This window comes from Mucilaginibacter celer (assembly GCF_003576455.2).
Lineage (GTDB): Bacteria > Bacteroidota > Bacteroidia > Sphingobacteriales > Sphingobacteriaceae > Mucilaginibacter > Mucilaginibacter celer.
On record NZ_CP032869.1, the window covers coordinates 4,319,090 to 4,337,745 of the forward strand.

An 18,656-nucleotide genomic window follows, 5' to 3' on the forward strand; every position below is an offset into this window, starting at 1 on the left:
ATGAAACGTAATTTATTTTACCTGCTTCCATTATTGTTAACATTAGGTGTAGCCTGCTCGCCTAAAAGCGATGTAACCCCGATACCGCAACCACAGGGTAACTTTAAGGGTGTATTTGCAGCGGTATTGAAAAAGAGTACTGGGGGCTATGATACCATAAGGGATACTAACTTCAGAGTGGCTTTGACGGCATCATCCAGATTTGTGGTCCAGGCAGAAACGCCTCACCACGTAGCCAGCTTTGGTGCTTTTGCTTATAACAGCCTTTATATCCAGTTTGTGGATTCAAATACTGTGGCTTCCGGTAACGGAGCTAAATTTCATTTAAAGGACGTTTACCAATATGGGTATGACGGTAGTAATTTGGTGTTGCAACGTCTGGGTTCTGGTGATACTGTAAGGATACAGTACGGCTTAAAGAAAATAAACTAATTTTTTATTGTTTTAATTACCAGGCCGATACCTGTAAAGGGTCGGCCTTTTTTCAGTTATGATAAGCGAATGATCTGCATTATAAAAAATATTTTTATTTTGTATCATTCGGTTTATTTGCTGCGTAAAGGCATAAAACAAAACAACATTTAGCGGAACTAAGAACATTTAATGCATCCACCCCCTCGCATTACCGAAGAAGAGATCGTAAGGCAATGCAAAAAAGGCAGCTTAAAGTACCAGGAATTGCTGTACAAGCAGTTCTATGGCTATGCTATGGGTATAAGTTTGCGTTACAGTTTAAACCGCGATGATGCCCTCGAGGCTGTAAATGATGCTTTTATAAAAGTGTTTAACGCCATTGGCAGTTATAATACCGATAAGCCCTTTAAAGCCTGGCTCCGCACCATCATGGTTAACACCGCTATAGACAGGAGGCGGAAGGATCTGAAGTTTCAATTAAATGTTGAATTGGATAATGCCGCCCCCATCAGGAGCAGCATGGGCCCGGTTGATAATTTAAACGCCCAGGATATATTAAAATTAATGGTTGAGCTGCCCGCCATACAGCGCACCATTTTTAACATGTACGAGATTGATGGCTACGATCATGAAGAAATTGCTACTATGCTTAGTATCCCGGTAAGCTCATCGCGCGTTTACCTGAGCCGGGCTAAGGAAAGATTAAGAAATATATTAAGAAAAGAAGCACACCATGGATGACCAGTTGGATAACGACTTAAGAGACCGCATCAGGGAAGTGTTTGATAATTACGAAGACACTTTTGCCGATGAAGGCTGGCTGTTGCTCAGGGAGAATTTCCCTGTGCAGGACAAACAGCGCCGTCCGGTTTACCTATGGTGGGCGGGCGCGGCAGCGGCTGTGCTGTTGTTTTTAAGTATTGGTACCTGGGTTGTTTTGAATAAAAAAGATGCCCGTACCGGTGATGGCCTCATTGCCGTTAAACCTGTCCAATCTGCACAGCAACAAAATAACGCTGTTGACACCGGCTTATCCCAAACAGCGGCAGTAAATACGGCCGACTCAAATCAGGCAGGTACCGGCCAGCAGCCTCCTGCCCAAGGCCCGGCTACAGTTGGAGCTGCAACAAACGGGCTGCAAAATACAATTACCAAAAACGGAGGGGCTAAATCTAAACCGGCTAACGGCCTGCCCGGTGTAGTTGTACGGGCGTTTACGCCGGTGCAGATTCCGACAGTAAACCAGGGGCAACAGGCGCCGCTTGCTAAAGTAACAACACAGCAGGGTGTACAAGCAGGCAATAATAACCCGATTGTTATCACACCGCCTGCAAAAAATGCCGATAGTGTAAAATCAACATTGCCAAAAGCAAATGAGCCTCAGTATGCTGTAAATCCGGCGGTGGTACAGCCTTCGGTATCTAACAGCCAAATCAATAAAGGTAATGCAGCATCAAACGCAGCAGTATCGCCTGTAATTGTAAAGCCGAAGCCCAAAATTACCAGCATGGAAGCCCTGCTGGCCAGCGAAGATAATGCTCCTAAAAAAGTGGAGAAAGATTTCGCCGATAAACGGGTAAAATTTGGCGTATATGCAGCTACATTTTTTAACTACGCCAAGGGCAGTCAAAACCAGGTTAACGCCGGTGCGGGTATTACATCCGAGATCAGGCTGAGTAAAAACATTAAGCTTGCAACCGGTGTGGCTATTGCGCAAAATACGCTAAATTACGATCAGCAGCAGCCATCAAATGCCCGCGAAGCTGTATCGTTTTCGCCGGCATTAACTACGGCATATAATAATGTGGCCGATTTTAGCAAGGTATCCGCCACGCCGTCAATAAAAAATTATAATGCCAAACTGGTTGGTCTTGACATCCCGGTAAACATTAAATATGAATTTAACCCGCAAAAAACCGATACCTATATTTCGGCCGGCGTAAGCTCGGGCACCTTTGTTAACGAGGCCTATACCGCAAGTTACAACTACCCGGGCCTTGCCCAGGCAGCAGGCTTACAGCAACAACCTGCCGACGAAACCACCCATAAAAGCTTCAACAGCTTTTATGTTGCCAAAACGCTTAACGTAGCCTTTGGTATTGGCTACCCTGTTGGCAAAAGCAACCGCATTGTAATTGAGCCGTTTTTTAAATATCCGCTTGATGGCCTCGGCTCGCAGCAAATTAAATTTGGTGCCGGCGGCGTAAACCTGAAACTAAACTTTACAACACATAAAAAATGAAAAAGCGTTTTTTAACCGCTATGCTGCTGCTATTGTGCTGCGGACAGGCCTTGCTTGCTCAAAAATTAGAAGTTTCGGTACAGGCTACCTCAGGTTTATTCCGTTTTTCGGGAGCATCGGCCACATCCACCACCATGATATTGCAGGGCTCAACCACCGGCGACCCAATGAACCGTGCCAATAACCCTTACGGCAGCAAAAACGGTTTTAGCTATGGCGGCAGCATCCAGGCACAACTGGTATTAAAAGGCGGATTCATTTTTGGTTTGCAGAGTAGCTATGAGTTGCTAAAAAGTAAAGAGAATGCAGACAGGTATTACCCCATCCCTCCCGTTACAACAACCGAGTACCTGCCTATAACCGCTGTCGATTGGAGTTTTCCTGTAACCGGCCATGTAGCTTTGCAAAACCAAACCATCAACCTTAACCCGTATATAGGCTACCGTTTTAAACTAAGCAAGGTTAAACTGGATATTTTACCTGGGATGGATCTTGGTTTCGCCCTCAATACGCGCGACAAAGGCGAAGCGAAAGACAAGGACGGCAAAACCTACAAAGTTGATTATGAAAGGACCAAATCGCCCACCGATGTGAGGCTGCGGATTGGCGCGGCAGCTGCTTACGGCCGCTACGGCTTAAACGTTAGCTTTGCTCATGGCATTACCAATTACAAAAAAGGCTGGATTGGCGGCGTAAATGATGTGCACAGCGAGTTGCTGCGTTTGGGATTGAGTTACAGGTTGTTTTAAGGATGGTTGATTGGGTGAATGGTTTTATAAAGGAATTTCGAATATCGGATGTTCGATTTCGGATTTTTGGATAGATACCGAAATAGCGCAAGTCTTGAGGTATGGACTGCGGGATGATTACTTGTGATTATAACGAAGTCTCCGTTTAAAAGCGAAAGCCGGCACAAGTCAGCCTGGCTTTGGCCCAACGCTCAAGACTTGCGCTATAGAGGACAGGACATTTTCAACTAACCTCTAATCTCCAACCTCTAATCTCTCCCAGAAACTACTTAAACTGAATAGCCTTTACCGGCGAGATGCGGCTTACCAGCGATGAAGGGATCATAAGTACCAGCAGACACACCATCATTGTGCCGAGATTTAAAGCGATAATATCAAAGGCGTTAAACTCGACAGGTACAAATTTCATGTAATAAGAAGCCTGGTCGAGCGCGAAAAAATGGGTTTTCTGTTGAAAATAACCGAGGCCAATACCAAGCAAGTTACCCAATAGCAGGCCTACGCCAATAAGATATGCGGCATTAATCAGGAATACTTTACGGATCTCCCAGTTACTGGCACCCATCGCTTTAAACATACCAATCATGGCCGTACGCTCCAGGATCATGATAAGCAATGCCGAAATCATGTTGATAACCGCAACCGCCATCATCAGCACCAGCATCACCACAAAATTGACATCGAGCAGGTTAAGCCATTCAAATATCGAGGGGTAATCTTCTTCGATGGTGTAGGATTTTAGTTTTACTGGGAGGAAAGAGTTTAACGCTTCGGCAGCATCGGCCAAATGATCAAAATCGGATACCCGGATCTCGTATTGGCCAATTTCGTTAGGCTTCCAGTCGTTAAGGCGGTTAACCAGCGATAGTGAACCTATCACAAAGGTTTTGTCAATCTCTTCTACCCCTACGTTAAAAATGCCTTTTACCTTAAACTGGCGTTTGCGCAGGGGTTCCTGAATAAAATACATCAGCAGTTTATCCCCTACTTTCAGTTTAAGGCGGTCGGCCGTGGTTTGCGATATCATAACCTCCTTCTGTGCCTCAACCGAATCGGCAAAATTGATCATCCCGCCTGCAACCAGCGTAGTTTTAAAATAGGCCCAATCGTAAGTTTTATCAACACCTTTTAGCACAACACCTTCAATTTCGTTATTGGCTTTGATGATGCCCGGTTTGGTGGCTACCGGCATCATGCGCGAGATATAGGGACTTTTAAGCGCGCGTTTTTCAAAAACAGGGTCGGTTTCAACAGGCGAACTCTCGTACGAATTATTGAGATCGAACTTAACCACACGGATATCGCCGCCAAAACCGCGAACTTTATTGCGTATTTCGTGTTTAAATCCTTTAACTATAGCAAGCGACAGTATCATTACACCAAGGCCCAGCATAATGCCGATAATTGCAATACGTACAATCAGTTTTGAAAATGTACGTTTTGATTTAAAGGTAATGCGGGATGATATAAAGGAGGCGAAACTCAATGCAGATTGTTTTTTTGTACCTTCGCAAATATGCGGTTTTTGCTGTTAAACCTGCTATTTTTAAAATTGTTTCAACTCAATATTTTATCATGAAGTTCAAAACATTTTTGCAGTACACCCTAATAGCCTTTTTACTTACGCATACTGCCTGCAGCCAAGCCGGTAACCGCAAAACGGATAAAATACCATCAACCCAAAAAAATAAAATAAATACCGGAATAATAACCGGTGCCGACCAGATTTCGCTTTATATTGACTATATTAAGGGAAAAAATATCGGAATGGTAGTGAATCAAACCTCGGTTATTGGTAAAAACCTTACACCCAGTGTTGATAGTTTGTTGCATTTAGGTATTCCTATCAAAAAGATCTTCGGGCCTGAACACGGCTTTAGGGGCAACGCCAGCAACGGTGCCAGCGTTAATGATGCCAACGACCCTAAAACCGGTTTGCCGGTGATCTCGCTATATGGCAATAAACATTACAAGCCTACAGCTGATGATTTAAAAGGCATCGACCTGATGATATTTGACATACAGGATGTTGGCACCCGGTTTTATACCTATATATCAACCCTGCATTACGTAATGGAGGCCTGCGCCGAAAACAACGTAGAGCTGATGATATTTGACCGCCCCAACCCCAACGGCTATCTCATTGACGGGCCGATACTTGATACCGCTTACCGATCATTTGTAGGCATGCACACCATCCCTATTGCCCACGGCATGACCATTGGCGAATACGCCCAGATGATAAACGGCGAAGGCTGGCTGAAAAACGGGGTTAAATGTAAACTGAATATTATTAAAGTGGCAAATTATAAGCATAGCCTGTATTATAAATTGCCGGTAAACCCTTCGCCTAATTTAAATACCGATCTGTCGGTATTGCTGTACCCAAGTACCTGTTTGTTTGAGGGAACAACTTTTAGCCTGGGCAGAGGTACTATGCTGCCCTTTGTACAGATTGGACACCCCTTGCTGAAAGGCAAATACAGTTTTTCGTTTACGCCGAAAAGTATCCCGGGTATGAGCGAAAACCCGCCGCAGAAAGACCAGGAATGTTTTGGTATTGATCTGGAAAAAATGTCGGCAGATGAGGTGAGGGCAATGGGCTCAATTAACCTAAACTGGCTCATAGAGTTATATAAGGCCATGCCCGATAAGGAGCATTTTTTTAACGCCTATTTCACCAAACTTGCGGGCACCGCCCAATTACGCAAACAGATTGAAGCAGGCGAAACCGAGGCCGCCATCAGGAAAAGCTGGCAACCAGGTTTGGATAAATTTAAAGTTACACGCAAAAAATATTTATTATACGAATAACAAAAAATAACATCATTTACCTAAACATACTATGAGAATTATATTTATGGGTACCCCCCAGTTTGCTGTTGCCTCCTTAGATGCTTTAATTACCGCCGGCTGCGACGTTGTTGCCGTAGTTACCGCTCCTGATAAGCCTGCCGGCCGCGGGCAAAAAGTTGCCGAATCGGCCGTTAAGCAATATGCTGTTGCTAATGGCTTAAAAGTATTACAGCCCGAAAAATTAAAGAACGAAGAGTTTTTAGCCGAGCTCAAAGCGCTCCAGGCCGATTTACAGGTGGTAGTAGCGTTCAGAATGCTGCCCGAAAGCGTTTGGAATATGCCACCTAAAGGCACCATCAACCTGCATGCTTCATTATTGCCGCAATACCGTGGTGCCGCCCCTATTAACTGGGCGCTTATAAACGGCGAAAAAGAAAGCGGCGTTACCACCTTTTTCCTGAAACATGAAATTGATACCGGTAACATCCTGTTTACCGAAAAAATAACCCTCACCGGCCACGAAGATGCCGGCGAACTGCACGACAGGCTGATGAACAAAGGTGCCGGTATCCTGGTAAAAACCGTAAAGGCAGTTGAAAGCGGTCGCTATAATGAGCACCCGCAGGCCGCCCTTACCGAAGGCACCGAACTGAAACACGCACCCAAAATTTTTAAGGAAGATTGCCTGATAGATTGGACACAGCCTGCCGAAGCGATATACAATAAAATCCGCGGGCTAAGCCCGGTGCCTACGGCTTATACCGAGCTTAACGGTAAGGTGCTGAAAGTTTACGCATCGGAGTTTGAGCTTTCTGAACCTGCTATTAAACCCGGCGGCTTTTTAACGGATAACAAAACGTATTTGAAGTTTGCAGCTAAGGATGGGTTGGTTAGTTTAACAGATGTGCAGCTGGAGGGAAAAAAGCGGATGGGGATTGAGGACTTTTTGAGGGGGGTGAAGTTGTAGGCACCTTCTCAAGGACTTAACATTGATTGTAGGATATGGCGGTTAAGTTTTGCCCCTCTGGGGCAAAGAAACCTTTTCTGTTATTTTCTACAAACCTTTTGCCCCTCTGGGGCAGTGAATTTCACATGGTATACAAAATCTAATGATCCCCCAGAGGGGGGAAAGGTTTGTAGAAAAACATAACGCCCTTGCATCCAAACCCCATAAGGGCTCAACAACCACCGCCGCAATTCAACAAAATGCCTATTCGGGTTAGGTTTTGCCCCTCTGGGGCAGATAACACATATGTCCAGTTTGTCTTAAAACCTTTTCCCCTGTGGGGGGTATTTGATAATTTTTGTTACAAACATTTTATCCTTTTGGATCACTCATTAATTATTTTGCTGATAAAATCCCCCAGAGGGGGAAAAGGTTTGTAGAAAAACATAACCGCGTTGCATCCGAGCCCCAGAGGGGCTCAACAACAGCCGCCACAATTCAACAAAATGCCTATTCGAGTGGTTTAAAAATAAACCGTTCATCAAATTCAACATCAAAACCTTTTAATATTTTCCTGAATTCTTCAGCCAATGTTTTCTTTTTGTGGTGCTCCTGCTGATTTGAGATATATTTGACAACCTTATCAACCTGCGAACGACTGTGCGTAAAAGCGCCGTACCCTTCCTGCCATTTAAATTTACTTTTTGTTAACTTCTCTTTATTTATCCATTCTGATGAATCACTTTTAACAATTCTTACCAAATCAACCAGCGATTGGTTGGGGCTGTGTCCTATAAATAAGTGTAAGTGATCAGGCATGTTATTAATAGCGACCAACTTATGTCCCTGGTTTTGAACAATGGATGAGATATACATCCGCAGTCGTTCGGCCCAACTGTCATCAATTAAAGCTAAACGGAATTTTACTGCGAAGACAATATGAACATATAATTGCGTATACGTGTTATTACTTGCCATGATATTTAGTAACCAAGTTGTTTAATCAGCTTAAAATAAAATCCAATACCTATTTATTTAACCCGGTTCTTATTTACCAATTGCATCGCTTTCACCTTTAAACCTTGCGCTTCATTGGCAATATTGGCCGTGCTTTTTAAATCGGGAAGGTTTTCAAACTGGTAACGTTCTATTATTGGCAAGGTTACGGCCAGTTTCAGCGCAAGGTGATAATCACCAACCCTGGCTCGGTTACTATCGATATGATTTATCAAAACCGAAAACTGGCTGATTGTATCTTTATATTTATGCTGACTTTGATCGATGATCTCTTTAAAATGCGCCCTTAAAACAGTATCTTTTATACTTAATAAAAGATTTCCCGCCGATCCATAATAAGCCTCCGATTTTCTGTTGTAGTGGTCAAACTGCATCAGGCTATCAGGTGCACCTTCGTCAAAATGCCGGATCAAATCTTCCAGTTTCTGTAGCTCGGGCCGCTTTTGTAGTTGATCTGCATAAATATCATCAACCAGGGTAGCACCCCGCGAATTTTTGATGCTCGAAAACTCGGGATCCGCAATTTTATCCTGTAATGCCTTGGGTGCATTGTTCTGTACCTGGGCGTTGTTTTTTTCTGTGTTATTGCAGGCCGTGCAAATAAATAAAAGGATGGCGGGTAACAAGGTATTGGCTTTCATAATTAAATATAAAACATAGATACCGGATACTCAAAATTGTTACTCCCTAAATAACAATCGGCTCATCACCTTGTTGTCAAAACAAATATCCATCCGCCTCGTTACCACCCTATTTCATATCTTTGCCCTCCAAATAAATTAAGTGAAACGCATGGCAGATTATAGCAACCGCATTACAGCTTTAAAAAACAACATCCAACCTTTACGCGATAAACTTATCAACCACGCGCTTTATAAAAACATTACCTCGCTTGATGAGCTTACCGTTTTTATGGAGCACCATGTTTTTGCCGTTTGGGATTTTATGTCGCTTTTAAAAGCCTTGCAGCAAAAGCTTACCTGTACCGTTACCCCGTGGATGCCAACCGGCAATGCCAATACCCGCTACCTGATTAACGAAATTGTTGCCGGCGAAGAAAGCGATATCGACGAGCAGGGCAACCGTGCAAGCCATTTCGAGTTGTATTTGCGCGCCATGCAACAGGCCGGCAGCGAGGCAAAAGGAATAAGCAACCTGTTTAACGAACTGCATTTTGGTAAACATGTAGATGAAGCGCTGATTATTGCCGATATCCCCGTGGCGGCACGCAACTTTGTGCATCATACTTTCGAGGTGATCAACACCAATAAAGATTACCTGCAGGCTGCGGTATTTACTTTTGGCCGTGAAGATCTGATCCCCGAAATGTTTGTAAGCATTGTTAAAGAACTTAGCCAACAGTTACCGGGCAAAGTTGATATTTTACTCTATTACCTTGAGCGCCATATTGAAGTTGACGGCGACCACCACTCGCAACTGGCCTACCAGATGACAGCCGAACTTTGCGGCGATGATGATAACAAATGGGCGGAGGCTACCGAAGCAGTTAAAGAAGCTTTGCAGGCACGGATTGCGCTTTGGGATGGGATATTTGAGGCGATAAAAGTGCAGGAGGTGAGCAGCCCCCTCTAAATCTCCCCCGGTAGGGGAGACTTTTTATTTGCACGATAAAATATTCTCAAAAGCCCTCCCTGCCGGGGAGGTTGGGTGGGGCTACTACAGCTTATTCAACTCATCCATCAGCACCTTACTGTACTTATTAAAATACCGCCTCACCCCAAAACCCATTACGGTTTGAATGCCGCGGGTGGCGTTGGTTAAAAATACCTCATCGGCCTCATACAAAATATCGGGGTTTATCTGGGCTTCGGTTAGGGGGATGTTATTTTCTTCGGCCAGTTTAATCACTACCTGGCGCATTACGCCTTCAACGCAACCCTCGCTTAAGGCCGGGGTATACAGGTGGTTTTGGTAGTTAATAAAAATATTGGAGCTGCTGGCCTCGCATAAATTGCCGTTTTGGTTAAGCAAAAAAACATCATCCAGCTTATTTTGAGTTTTATGCAAACTTGCCATTACATAAATAAGCGAGTTGCAGGTTTTGATGTTGGATAGGTAGTTGGACGGCTTTGGCAAATCGGTAAAAACATCCATAATCAGGCCGCGCTCGTTTAAAAAATAGCGGGGTTCTTCGCTGGGGGTAAGCTCCAGGCAATAGCCCATTTTGTTTTGGGTTGGCGTGTACAATCCCTCGGCATCTCGGTAAACGGTTAGGCGCAACCTGCCGTGTTTTACTTTATTGCGGCGGGCCAGTTCGCTTACTATTCCGTTTAAAAACCAGGTATCCATTTGCGAGTAGCCGTCAATTTTGAGGGCTTTCATGCCGCGTTGCAGCCTGTCGGCATGTAATTCGGCAAATTGTAGTTTGCCTTTCATCAGCCGCATGCTTTCAAACAGGCCGTCGCCATATTTAAAGCCCCGGTTACCGATGCTTAACAGCGGTGTGTTTTGCGGTAGATATTCGCCGTTAAAATTGATGAATACGGGCATCATGTTATAAACAGGTAGATATAATTAAAGGCTGCTGATTAATTGTTGAATGGCTGTTTCTGTTAAAACGTATTATTCCCTGTTATCCGTATCACTATACTTTCGCCATTTAGCCAGTACGGCTTCAAAATCGGCCGGCAGCGGCGATTCAAAGTGTACCTGTTTCTTTAACGTAGGATGTAAAAAGCCTAAAGTTTGGGCGTGCAGCGCCTGCCGCGGCATCAGCGCGAAACAATTTTCAACAAACTGTTTGTATTTGCTGAAGCTGGTGCCCTTCAAAATTTTGTCGCCCCCATAAGTAGCATCGCTAAACAACGGGTGACCGATATGCCGCATGTGCGCCCTGATCTGGTGGGTGCGCCCCGTTTCCAGCTGGCATTCTATCAGCGTAACATAGCCCATCCGCTCCAAAACTTTATAATGCGTTACCGACCATTTACCCTTTTCCGGGTCATCATATATCGACATTACCCTTCTATCGGCAACACTACGGCCAATGTAGCCGGTTACCGTGCCGTCTTCGGGCAAATCACCCCAAACCAGCGCAATGTATTTGCGGGTAATGGTATGATCAAAAAACTGTTTGGCCAGCCAGGTCATGGCGCGCTCGTTTTTGCTGATGAGCAGTAAGCCCGAGGTATCTTTATCAATACGGTGCACCAGGCCCGGCCTGCCATCGTTACCCGGCAAAGTAGGCAATTGCTGGAAATGATAAACCAGCGCGTTAACCAGCGTGCCGGTGTAATTGTTGTATCCCGGATGTACCACCATACCCGGCTCCTTATCCACCACCAGCACATCATCATCTTCATAAACAATATTGATGGGGATATTTTCGGGATAAACTTCGGTATCGCGCGGTGGGTGCGGCAACACTACCGAGATCACATCCAAAGGCTTTACTTTATAGCTGGATTTGATGGTTTTATCATTCACCAGCACGTTGCCCAGCTCAATAGCGTTCTGGATGCGGTTGCGCGAGGCATTCTCTACCCTATGCATCAAAAACTTATCAATACGCAAAAGCGACTGCCCCTTATCAACAACTATGCGTAGGTGTTCATAAAGGTCCTGTTCTTCCTGTTCAATAAGTTCGGGTTCGTATGCCATTTGAGGCGCAAAAGTAATCGTTTTTTGTGGTTCGTTAAGCGTAATATTGCAATAGCATTAAGGCCATATTATTTTATGAACATCCATCTGGAAATTTTCAGCCCTGTACAGCCCATCAGCAACCCTATGTTTGATGCCCGGGGCGTAAAAGTTTTCATAAAACGCGATGATCTGATTCACCCCATGATATCGGGCAATAAATGGCGCAAGCTAAAGTATGTGCTGAAAAAAGCTCAGCATCAGCATAAAACACACCTCGTAACCTTTGGCGGGGCGTACTCCAACCACCTGCTGGCTACAGCGGCAGCCGCGGCGAAATTCGGTTTTAAAAGTACAGGAATAGTCCGTGGCGAACAGGTTGATAACAACACCCTTTTTTTATGCCGCCTGCACGGCATGCAACTAAAGTTTACAGATAGAGACAGCTACCGCGATAAACCGGCCTTGTTTAAGCAGTTTTTGGGCGATGATGAGCAAGCCTTTTTTATAGATGAAGGAGGCGCCTCGGCAGAAGGTGCTCTGGGGTGTAGCGAACTGGTAGATGAACTCCCCGAAATCTACGATCATATTTTTTGCGCCTGCGGAACTGGTACAACAGCAGCGGGTATTATTAACGGCTTAAACAATCATCAGCATAAAACAACATTTAACGCCGTGCCTGTGTTTAAAAATGGTGGTTTTATTAAGGATGAGATTGACCGGTTTTTAACCCATCCGGCAAATTATAATGTTTATACCGATTACCATTTTGGAGGATACGGTAAAGCCAACCATGAACTGATCAGTTTTATTAAAAATTTTGTGGCAGATACCGGCATCCTGATCGAACCTGTTTACACCGGCAAAATGATGTATGCGCTGTATGATCTGATTGAAAAAGGCAAATTTGAGCCGGGCAGTAAGATTTTAGCTATTCACAGCGGGGGGATCTGGGGGTTGTTGGGGATGAAGGATAGGTTCTGAACCGTTGATGTTTTTGATTACGTTGATTTCGCTGATTTTGTCTGAATCAGAATTTACAGAATTAAAGGATTTTCAGAATTACGTGTTCATTTTTAATTTTACTTGTCCTTTTTAATTTTTCATTCGATTCTGTTAATTCTCAAATTCTGTAAATTCTGATTCAGACAACATTACTCCGCCATATTCACCGGGATCTCAAAATAAAAGATCGATCCCTTTCCATACTCACTTTCCACCCACAGCCGTCCGTTATGCCGCAGTACAATTTCGTTGCAGATATATAAACCAATGCCCAGGCCCGACATGTGCGAGGCCAGGTTCTCCACCCGGTAAAACCTCGAAAACACACGCTCCAACTGATCGGGCTGGATGCCGATGCCGAAATCCTGCACCGATACCCGGAATTTATCACCCTGCACACCGGCAGTAATAATCACCTCATTGGCCTTGGGCGAATATTTAACGGCATTGGTTACCAGGTTTATAACCACCTGTTCAATACGCTGGCTATCGCCATTTATAAGCAATCCGTCGGGAGGTAAATTTAATATAAGCCGGTGCGAGGGGTTGGTTTGCTGTAAAATCTCCCTCAAATCGGCAAGCATCTCCACCACATCAAAATCGGCATAGGTAAACGGGAGTTTACCTGTTTGTATTTTGGTAACATCCAATAAATCAGATATCAGGGTGGTTAATTTGCCCACCTGGTCGAGGGCTTTATTGGCCAGCGTTTTATTTTTCTCGTCGGCAGCCAGGTTGCGGGCTATAATTTGCAGGTAACCTTTCAAACTGGTAACCGGGGTACGCAATTCATGACTGGCCAGGCCTATAAACTCGTCTTTTTTTTCATTAAGCTGTTTAATATCCTCATATAGTTTGGCATTATCCAGGGCCACGGCAGCCTGCGCGGCAACAGCCTCTACAAGCTGTTCATGCTCCTGGGTAAACATGCCCGGCTGCGGATGCCCGAAAAATAGCCCCCCTATTACACTGCCCGATTTTGCCCGTACCGGCACCGCCAGGTAACTTACTACAGGTAAGTGCCCTTCGGGCTTACCAAAATGCGGAGCGTTTTTGCCATACCGCGCATCTTTGGTAATATCATCAACCCTTACCGTTCCCTCTCCGCTAAAAGTGGGATGAAAAACCGCTGTATTGCGCGGCATGCCAAATTTTTCAAAAGCTTCGCGGTGGGCGCCCGATAAAGTGAATAACGCGTACGATTCGCCCTGCTCGTTAACCAGGTTATGAAAAAATGCGCCAAACTGCGCACCGCAAAGCTGCGTGGTGGCATCGGTAACTTTTTGTAAAATATTCTGGATATCCAGCTCGGCCGAGATCACCTGCCCTATCGAGTTCAGGATCTCCAGCCGCTCGGCATATTGCTGCATCCGCTCTTCGGCTTCTTTTTGCCTGCCTATATCCCTTATTATTTTAGAGGCGCCTATCACCTTATTATCACTATCCCTTATGGGAGATACGGTAAGTGATATTTTTACATCATCGCCGGCTTTGGTTTTGCGCACGGTTTCAAAATGTTCAACCCGTTCGTTCGCCTTTATTTTCGAGATAATGAGCTGCTCTTCGTCGTGCCGCTCTTCGGGTATTAATATGGTGATATGTTTCCCGATAATCTCCTCTTCAGTATAGCCAAACAGGCGTTGTGCTGCATTATTCCAGCTGGTAATCACGCCATCAAGCGTTTTACTGATGATGGGGTCTTCAGACGAATCGATGATCGAGGCCAGCATAGCCTGCTTTGATTCATCACTTTTTTGCACTGTAATATCCACCAACATACTTACAGCACCAATCAACTCTCCCTGCTGATTAAAACGCGGCTTGGGATTTGGCAAAATATACCTGATAGAGCCATCGCCACGTTGAACCAATAATTCCTCCCCCCTGATTGCTTTACCGCTTTGCAACGTGCGCGCCATGGGTGCCTGCTCGTAAGGCAATGCAGTACCATCGGCCCTAAACAACTTCCAGTCCATAAACCATTTATCCCGGCCTATATAGGGCAGCCTCCCCCATAGTTCAACAGCGGCTTTATTAAATGATACGATGTAGCCTTCCTTATCGCAGGCATAAACGCCAACGGGTAGGCCTTCCAGCAGGTCCCAGGCTTCCGGATCGGCAAGTGTTGCTTTTAGGGCAGTTTTTGTTTGATAGGCAGACGACGGTTCTACTCCCATGGTTGCAGGCATTCCTTTTAGTTGTATAACAACACTACTAATTTAAATAATAAAATAATCAGCCAATAAAATTTAATCGAAAGGAAACCTTCTGAGAGGCTATTAAATTGCTGTAAGCTTAATACAATTAAAAACGAGGGATGTTTTGGGCAACAGTGATTATTAATTGATGAGGATAAAAAGTGATTCCCGCTCATTTATTCGTTCAAAAAAATAACCGCGGTGTAGTGTACCATTTTTAAGTTCGGTACAAAAAGTAACTTTAAACAATTTAAAGTTACTTTTTGTTCAATCGGTTCAAAAACCGCTTAGATTTTGATTTTAGGCCGTTTTTACTAAATTTGTAATAAACCGATTTGATATGTACAACCTACTTGTTTCTCCGCAAAACGTACAGGCTTCATTGCAAAAGCATGTATTAGCCGATGGCTTCGACCTTACCTTCGATATGGAAAAAAGTAAGGGTGTTTACATTTACGATGCCAAATATAACCGTACGCTGCTTGATTTTTTTACCTGCTTTGCCTCGGTGCCGCTGGGTTATAACCACCCCAAAATGGTGAACGACGAAGAGTTTAAAAAAAACCTGATGCTGGCGGCTTTAACCAATCCATCCAACTCGGATATTTACACCACCCAATACGCCCAGTTTGTTGAAACTTTTGATAGGGTGGGCATCCCCGAATACCTGCCCCATGCTTTTTTTATCGCAGGCGGTGCCTTAGCTATTGAAAACGCCCTAAAAGTTGCTATGGACTGGAAAGTGCAGAAAAACTTTGCCAAAGGCTATACCAAAGAGCGCGGCTTTAAGGTAATCCACTTTGAGCATGCTTTTCACGGCCGCTCGGGTTATACTTTGAGCCTTACCAATACCCTCCCCAATAAAACCAAATGGTTTGCCAAGTTTGATTGGCCAAGGGTATCTGTGCCCTATATCAATTTTCCTTACAGCGATACCGGTCATGAGGATTTATTGCAACGCGAGGCATTATCAATAGCACAGATCAGGCAGGCTTTTGCTGATAATAAGGACGATGTTTGTGCTATTATTATTGAGCCCGTACAATCGGAAGGGGGCGATAACCACGTGCGTAAGGAATTTTTAGAAAAACTGCGTGAACTGGCCGACGAATACGAAGCATTACTGATTTATGATGAAGTACAAACCGGCGTAGGCCTTACAGGCAAATTTTGGTGTCACGAACATTTTGGCGAAAAGGCACGCCCCGATATTTTAGCCTTTGGCAAAAAAATGCAGGTTTGCGGCATACTGGCCGGCAGGCGGATAGATGAAATTGAAAACAATGTTTTTAAGGTATCATCGCGCATAAACTCAACCTGGGGCGGTAGCCTGGTTGATATGGTACGCTCATCAAAAATAATGGAGATTATTGAAGAGGATAAGCTTTGCGATAATGCAGCAGCCATGGGCGAATATCTGCAGGCTGGTTTACGCGAAATAGCACAACGTAACCCGGTTGTAAGTAACGTACGCGGCCGCGGATTACTGAGCGCATTTGATTTTCCTGACAAAAACGTAAGGGATAATTTCATTAAAAAAGGATTTGACAATAATATTATGTACCTTGGCTGCGGCGACAGAAGTGTACGCTTCCGCCCGGCGCTTATTATCGAAAAAAGCCATATTGATACAGGGCTGGATATGATAGACCAGTTATCAGCTACCTTGTAAACATCCGAAAAAACAAAGAAAACTCCGTTGCACCTGCATTTGTTGCAAGCCCGGCAAGCGGATAAGTTAACTAATATTTAATAAGGCAAAAAACTCATCTATTATTTACAAAAGACAAAAGATATTAATATACGCTACTTTTTTTCCAAAATACGCTATATTTTTTGTTATTATTCCAGTTAGATTTGTTGTACCCCCTTTTAAAGTAACGTAGTTCTATCCATTTGTTATGAGTAAACATATAGAGAAATTAAAGAAACAACTTGTTGAGGTAGCGGAAGTTGTAAATTCTTTTCAATCAGAAGCTGTACAGGTTAGAATCATTGACCGATTGCTGGAAGTGATGATCGAATCGGAAAAAACAGATGCAGAAGGCGCCGAACTGTTTAGCAAAAAAGGCCGTAGAATGCGCATTGAGGATGAGAATGGAGCAATGCCAGGGCGTAAAAAACCTGGCGCAACAAAGATCTTAAACCAGCTATTAAACACTGATTTCTTTGATACGCAACGTTCTATATCGTCGATAGCCAATTATTGCAAAGAGCAATACGATTCGGATTTTAAAACATCTGAGCTCTCGGGCATCCTTTTAAAACTGGCTAATGAAAACAAACTGCGAAGGGAAAGAAGCAATGAAAACAACCGCTTTGAATATATCAGGGCGTAATTGAATACAATATTTATATATTAAAAAGCCTCCCGATGCTTCAGGAGGCTTTTTTTAATGTTAAAACCTTAAACCATATATAATTTAAAGTTAAAAAAATATTATTTAAGATTAAATAAATTATCTACGCCTAAAATTTTCCTACTTGTAAAACCTTCGGCATATTTTGCTTTGATGGCCTTTCCAAACTCACGCGCACGGCCCGTAACTATTTCAATAAAATCGGGTGTTGAGATATAGGTTTGAGGCTCGCCTTCCCAATCGGGGTTATAAAACTGCGAACCGTAGGCATAAATGCTTTCAATTTTCTTTTCCCAGTGTTCGGTAACATCTATTAATATATCGGGAGTAATATAATTATCCTGTATAAAATGCATCACCATATCGGGCCGCCATTCGGTTTGCGGGTTTCCTTCTTCATCCTGCGTTTCAATTTTCCTGAGCCCGGCTAAAAAAGCTGAGGCTTCTACCAGTTCATTAGCGCGGCCATGATCGGGGTGACGATCATGATAGGCATTGGTTATTACAATAGATGGGCGGTATTTACGGATGGCTTCAATCACCTTAATCTGGTGTTCGCGGGTATTTTCAAAAAAGGCATCGGGCAAGCCAAGGTTTTCGCGTACGGCGAGGCCTAAAATTTTTGCTGCAGCTTCAGCTTCCTGTTTACGGATTTCGGCCGAGCCGCGGGTGCCCAGCTCGCCGCGGGTTAAATCAACAATACCCACTTTATAACCCAGGGCAATATGTTTTAAAATTGTACCTGCGCAACCCAATTCAGCATCATCGGGGTGTACAGATAAAACTAATAGATCTAATTTAAGCATGGCGCAAAGGTAAATTATTGCTTAACAGGGGCTGTCAGCAGGCGGTCAATCTTTTTCCTGATTTTTGACGACATTGGTTTGGTAAATGGGTAGTAAAAATCAACTACATGACCTTCCTTATCCACTAAAAATTTGTGAAAATTCCAACGGGGCGATGAGCCAACATGTCCGTTTGCCTTTCTATCGGCCAAAAATTGATAAAGGGGATGTGCGTACGTTCCGCGTACTCTTATTTTATCAAACACGGGGTAGTTGGCACCGTAATTTTCGCAAAATACGCCAATGGCCTCTCCATCCAACGGCTCCTGTCCGCCAAAATCGTTAGAAGGGAATGCGAGGATCTCAAAATCCTGCCCGGCAAATTGTGTTTTTAATTCGGCAAGTTCTTTAAGCTGAGGGGTAAAACCGCATTGTGAAGCAGTATTTACAATTAACAGTACTTTGCCTTTATATCCGGAAAGATCGATTTCTTCACCGCTTAGCTTTTGAACACTAAAGCGGTAAATGCTTTTGTTATCCATTA

18 protein-coding genes are annotated in these 18,656 nt (G+C 44.0%); 10 read left to right on the forward strand and 8 right to left on the reverse strand.

The window, feature by feature from the left end:
• The 4 genes from HYN43_RS17460 to HYN43_RS17475 all read left to right on the forward strand — a co-directional run bounded on the left by HYN43_RS17460 (window position 1) and on the right by HYN43_RS17475 (window position 3,405).
• Window positions 1-432, forward strand: a complete 432-nt coding sequence (locus HYN43_RS17460; protein WP_119410572.1) for a hypothetical protein — start codon at window positions 1-3, stop codon at window positions 430-432.
• 171 nt (window positions 433-603) lie between these two features.
• On the forward strand, window positions 604-1,155 hold the full coding sequence (locus HYN43_RS17465) for an RNA polymerase sigma factor (RefSeq protein WP_119410573.1): 552 nt from the start codon (window positions 604-606) through the stop codon (window positions 1,153-1,155).
• Complete coding sequence (locus HYN43_RS17470) at window positions 1,148-2,656, forward strand: outer membrane beta-barrel protein (protein WP_119410574.1); 1,509 nt, start codon at window positions 1,148-1,150, stop codon at window positions 2,654-2,656. Before HYN43_RS17465 ends, HYN43_RS17470 begins: the two co-directional genes overlap by 8 nt.
• Window positions 2,653-3,405: an outer membrane beta-barrel protein gene (locus tag HYN43_RS17475; protein ID WP_119410575.1), complete on the forward strand. Its 753-nt coding sequence runs from the start codon at window positions 2,653-2,655 to the stop codon at window positions 3,403-3,405. The genes HYN43_RS17470 and HYN43_RS17475 overlap by 4 nt, the downstream gene beginning before the upstream one ends.
• A gap of 265 nt (window positions 3,406-3,670) precedes the next feature.
• Here the strand turns inward: HYN43_RS17475 and HYN43_RS17480 are convergent, their stop codons facing one another.
• Window positions 3,671-4,891, reverse strand: coding sequence for an ABC transporter permease (locus HYN43_RS17480; protein ID WP_119410576.1), 1,221 nt, complete (start codon window positions 4,889-4,891; stop codon window positions 3,671-3,673).
• An 89-nt stretch (window positions 4,892-4,980) separates the two neighbouring features.
• Between HYN43_RS17480 and HYN43_RS17485 the strand changes: the two genes are divergently transcribed.
• Together HYN43_RS17485 and fmt are read left to right on the forward strand one after the other, a co-directional pair.
• Window positions 4,981-6,219 carry an exo-beta-N-acetylmuramidase NamZ family protein gene (locus HYN43_RS17485; protein ID WP_119411267.1) on the forward strand — a complete coding sequence of 413 codons (1,239 nt, stop codon included), beginning with the start codon at window positions 4,981-4,983 and terminating at the stop codon, window positions 6,217-6,219.
• 31 nt (window positions 6,220-6,250) lie between these two features.
• Window positions 6,251-7,168, forward strand: a complete 918-nt coding sequence (gene fmt / locus HYN43_RS17490; RefSeq protein WP_162996535.1) for a methionyl-tRNA formyltransferase — start codon at window positions 6,251-6,253, stop codon at window positions 7,166-7,168.
• 489 nt (window positions 7,169-7,657) lie between these two features.
• On the opposite strand, the gene tnpA is transcribed toward fmt, so the two are convergent.
• Window positions 7,658-8,125, reverse strand: a complete 468-nt coding sequence (gene tnpA / locus HYN43_RS17495; protein ID WP_119410578.1) for an IS200/IS605 family transposase — start codon at window positions 8,123-8,125, stop codon at window positions 7,658-7,660.
• 53 nt (window positions 8,126-8,178) lie between these two features.
• The gene (locus HYN43_RS17500; RefSeq protein ID WP_119410579.1) at window positions 8,179-8,805 is read right to left on the reverse strand and encodes a hypothetical protein; all 627 of its coding nucleotides are present in this window, start codon (window positions 8,803-8,805) and stop codon (window positions 8,179-8,181) included.
• Window positions 8,806-8,956: 151 nt separating this feature from the next.
• On the opposite strand from HYN43_RS17500, the gene HYN43_RS17505 reads away from it, so the two are divergent.
• Complete coding sequence (locus HYN43_RS17505; RefSeq protein WP_119410580.1) at window positions 8,957-9,757, forward strand: DUF3050 domain-containing protein; 801 nt, start codon at window positions 8,957-8,959, stop codon at window positions 9,755-9,757.
• Between the two features lie 84 nt (window positions 9,758-9,841).
• On the opposite strand, the gene HYN43_RS17510 is transcribed toward HYN43_RS17505, so the two are convergent.
• Window positions 9,842-10,678 (reverse strand): aminotransferase class IV, encoded by an 837-nt coding sequence (locus HYN43_RS17510; RefSeq protein ID WP_119410581.1) that lies wholly within the window; start codon window positions 10,676-10,678, stop codon window positions 9,842-9,844.
• Window positions 10,679-10,747: 69 nt separating this feature from the next.
• The gene (locus tag HYN43_RS17515) at window positions 10,748-11,785 is read right to left on the reverse strand and encodes an RluA family pseudouridine synthase (RefSeq protein WP_119410582.1); all 1,038 of its coding nucleotides are present in this window, start codon (window positions 11,783-11,785) and stop codon (window positions 10,748-10,750) included.
• Between the two features lie 75 nt (window positions 11,786-11,860).
• Here HYN43_RS17515 and HYN43_RS17520 point away from each other — a divergent pair, with 75 nt between their 5' ends.
• Window positions 11,861-12,748 (forward strand): 1-aminocyclopropane-1-carboxylate deaminase/D-cysteine desulfhydrase, encoded by an 888-nt coding sequence (locus HYN43_RS17520; RefSeq protein WP_119410583.1) that lies wholly within the window; start codon window positions 11,861-11,863, stop codon window positions 12,746-12,748.
• A gap of 170 nt (window positions 12,749-12,918) precedes the next feature.
• Here the strand turns inward: HYN43_RS17520 and HYN43_RS17525 are convergent, their stop codons facing one another.
• A complete protein-coding gene (locus HYN43_RS17525) occupies window positions 12,919-14,946 on the reverse strand; it encodes a PAS domain S-box protein (RefSeq protein WP_162996536.1) in 2,028 nt (675 codons plus the stop codon).
• 361 nt (window positions 14,947-15,307) lie between these two features.
• Here HYN43_RS17525 and lat point away from each other — a divergent pair, with 361 nt between their 5' ends.
• Both lat and HYN43_RS17535 read left to right on the forward strand, forming a co-directional pair.
• The gene (gene lat / locus HYN43_RS17530) at window positions 15,308-16,639 is read left to right on the forward strand and encodes an L-lysine 6-transaminase (protein WP_119410585.1); all 1,332 of its coding nucleotides are present in this window, start codon (window positions 15,308-15,310) and stop codon (window positions 16,637-16,639) included.
• A 229-nt stretch (window positions 16,640-16,868) separates the two neighbouring features.
• Entirely contained in the window at window positions 16,869-17,306 is a 438-nt protein-coding gene (locus tag HYN43_RS17535; protein WP_119410586.1) for a hypothetical protein, read from the forward strand.
• A 101-nt stretch (window positions 17,307-17,407) separates the two neighbouring features.
• Here HYN43_RS17535 and bshB1 read toward each other — a convergent pair whose 3' ends face one another.
• Together bshB1 and HYN43_RS17545 are read right to left on the reverse strand one after the other, a co-directional pair.
• Entirely contained in the window at window positions 17,408-18,133 is a 726-nt protein-coding gene (bshB1, locus tag HYN43_RS17540; RefSeq protein WP_119410587.1) for a bacillithiol biosynthesis deacetylase BshB1, read from the reverse strand.
• A gap of 14 nt (window positions 18,134-18,147) precedes the next feature.
• Window positions 18,148-18,654, reverse strand: a complete 507-nt coding sequence (locus HYN43_RS17545) for a glutathione peroxidase (protein WP_119410588.1) — start codon at window positions 18,652-18,654, stop codon at window positions 18,148-18,150.
• Between the last annotated feature and the right edge of the window lie 2 nt (window positions 18,655-18,656).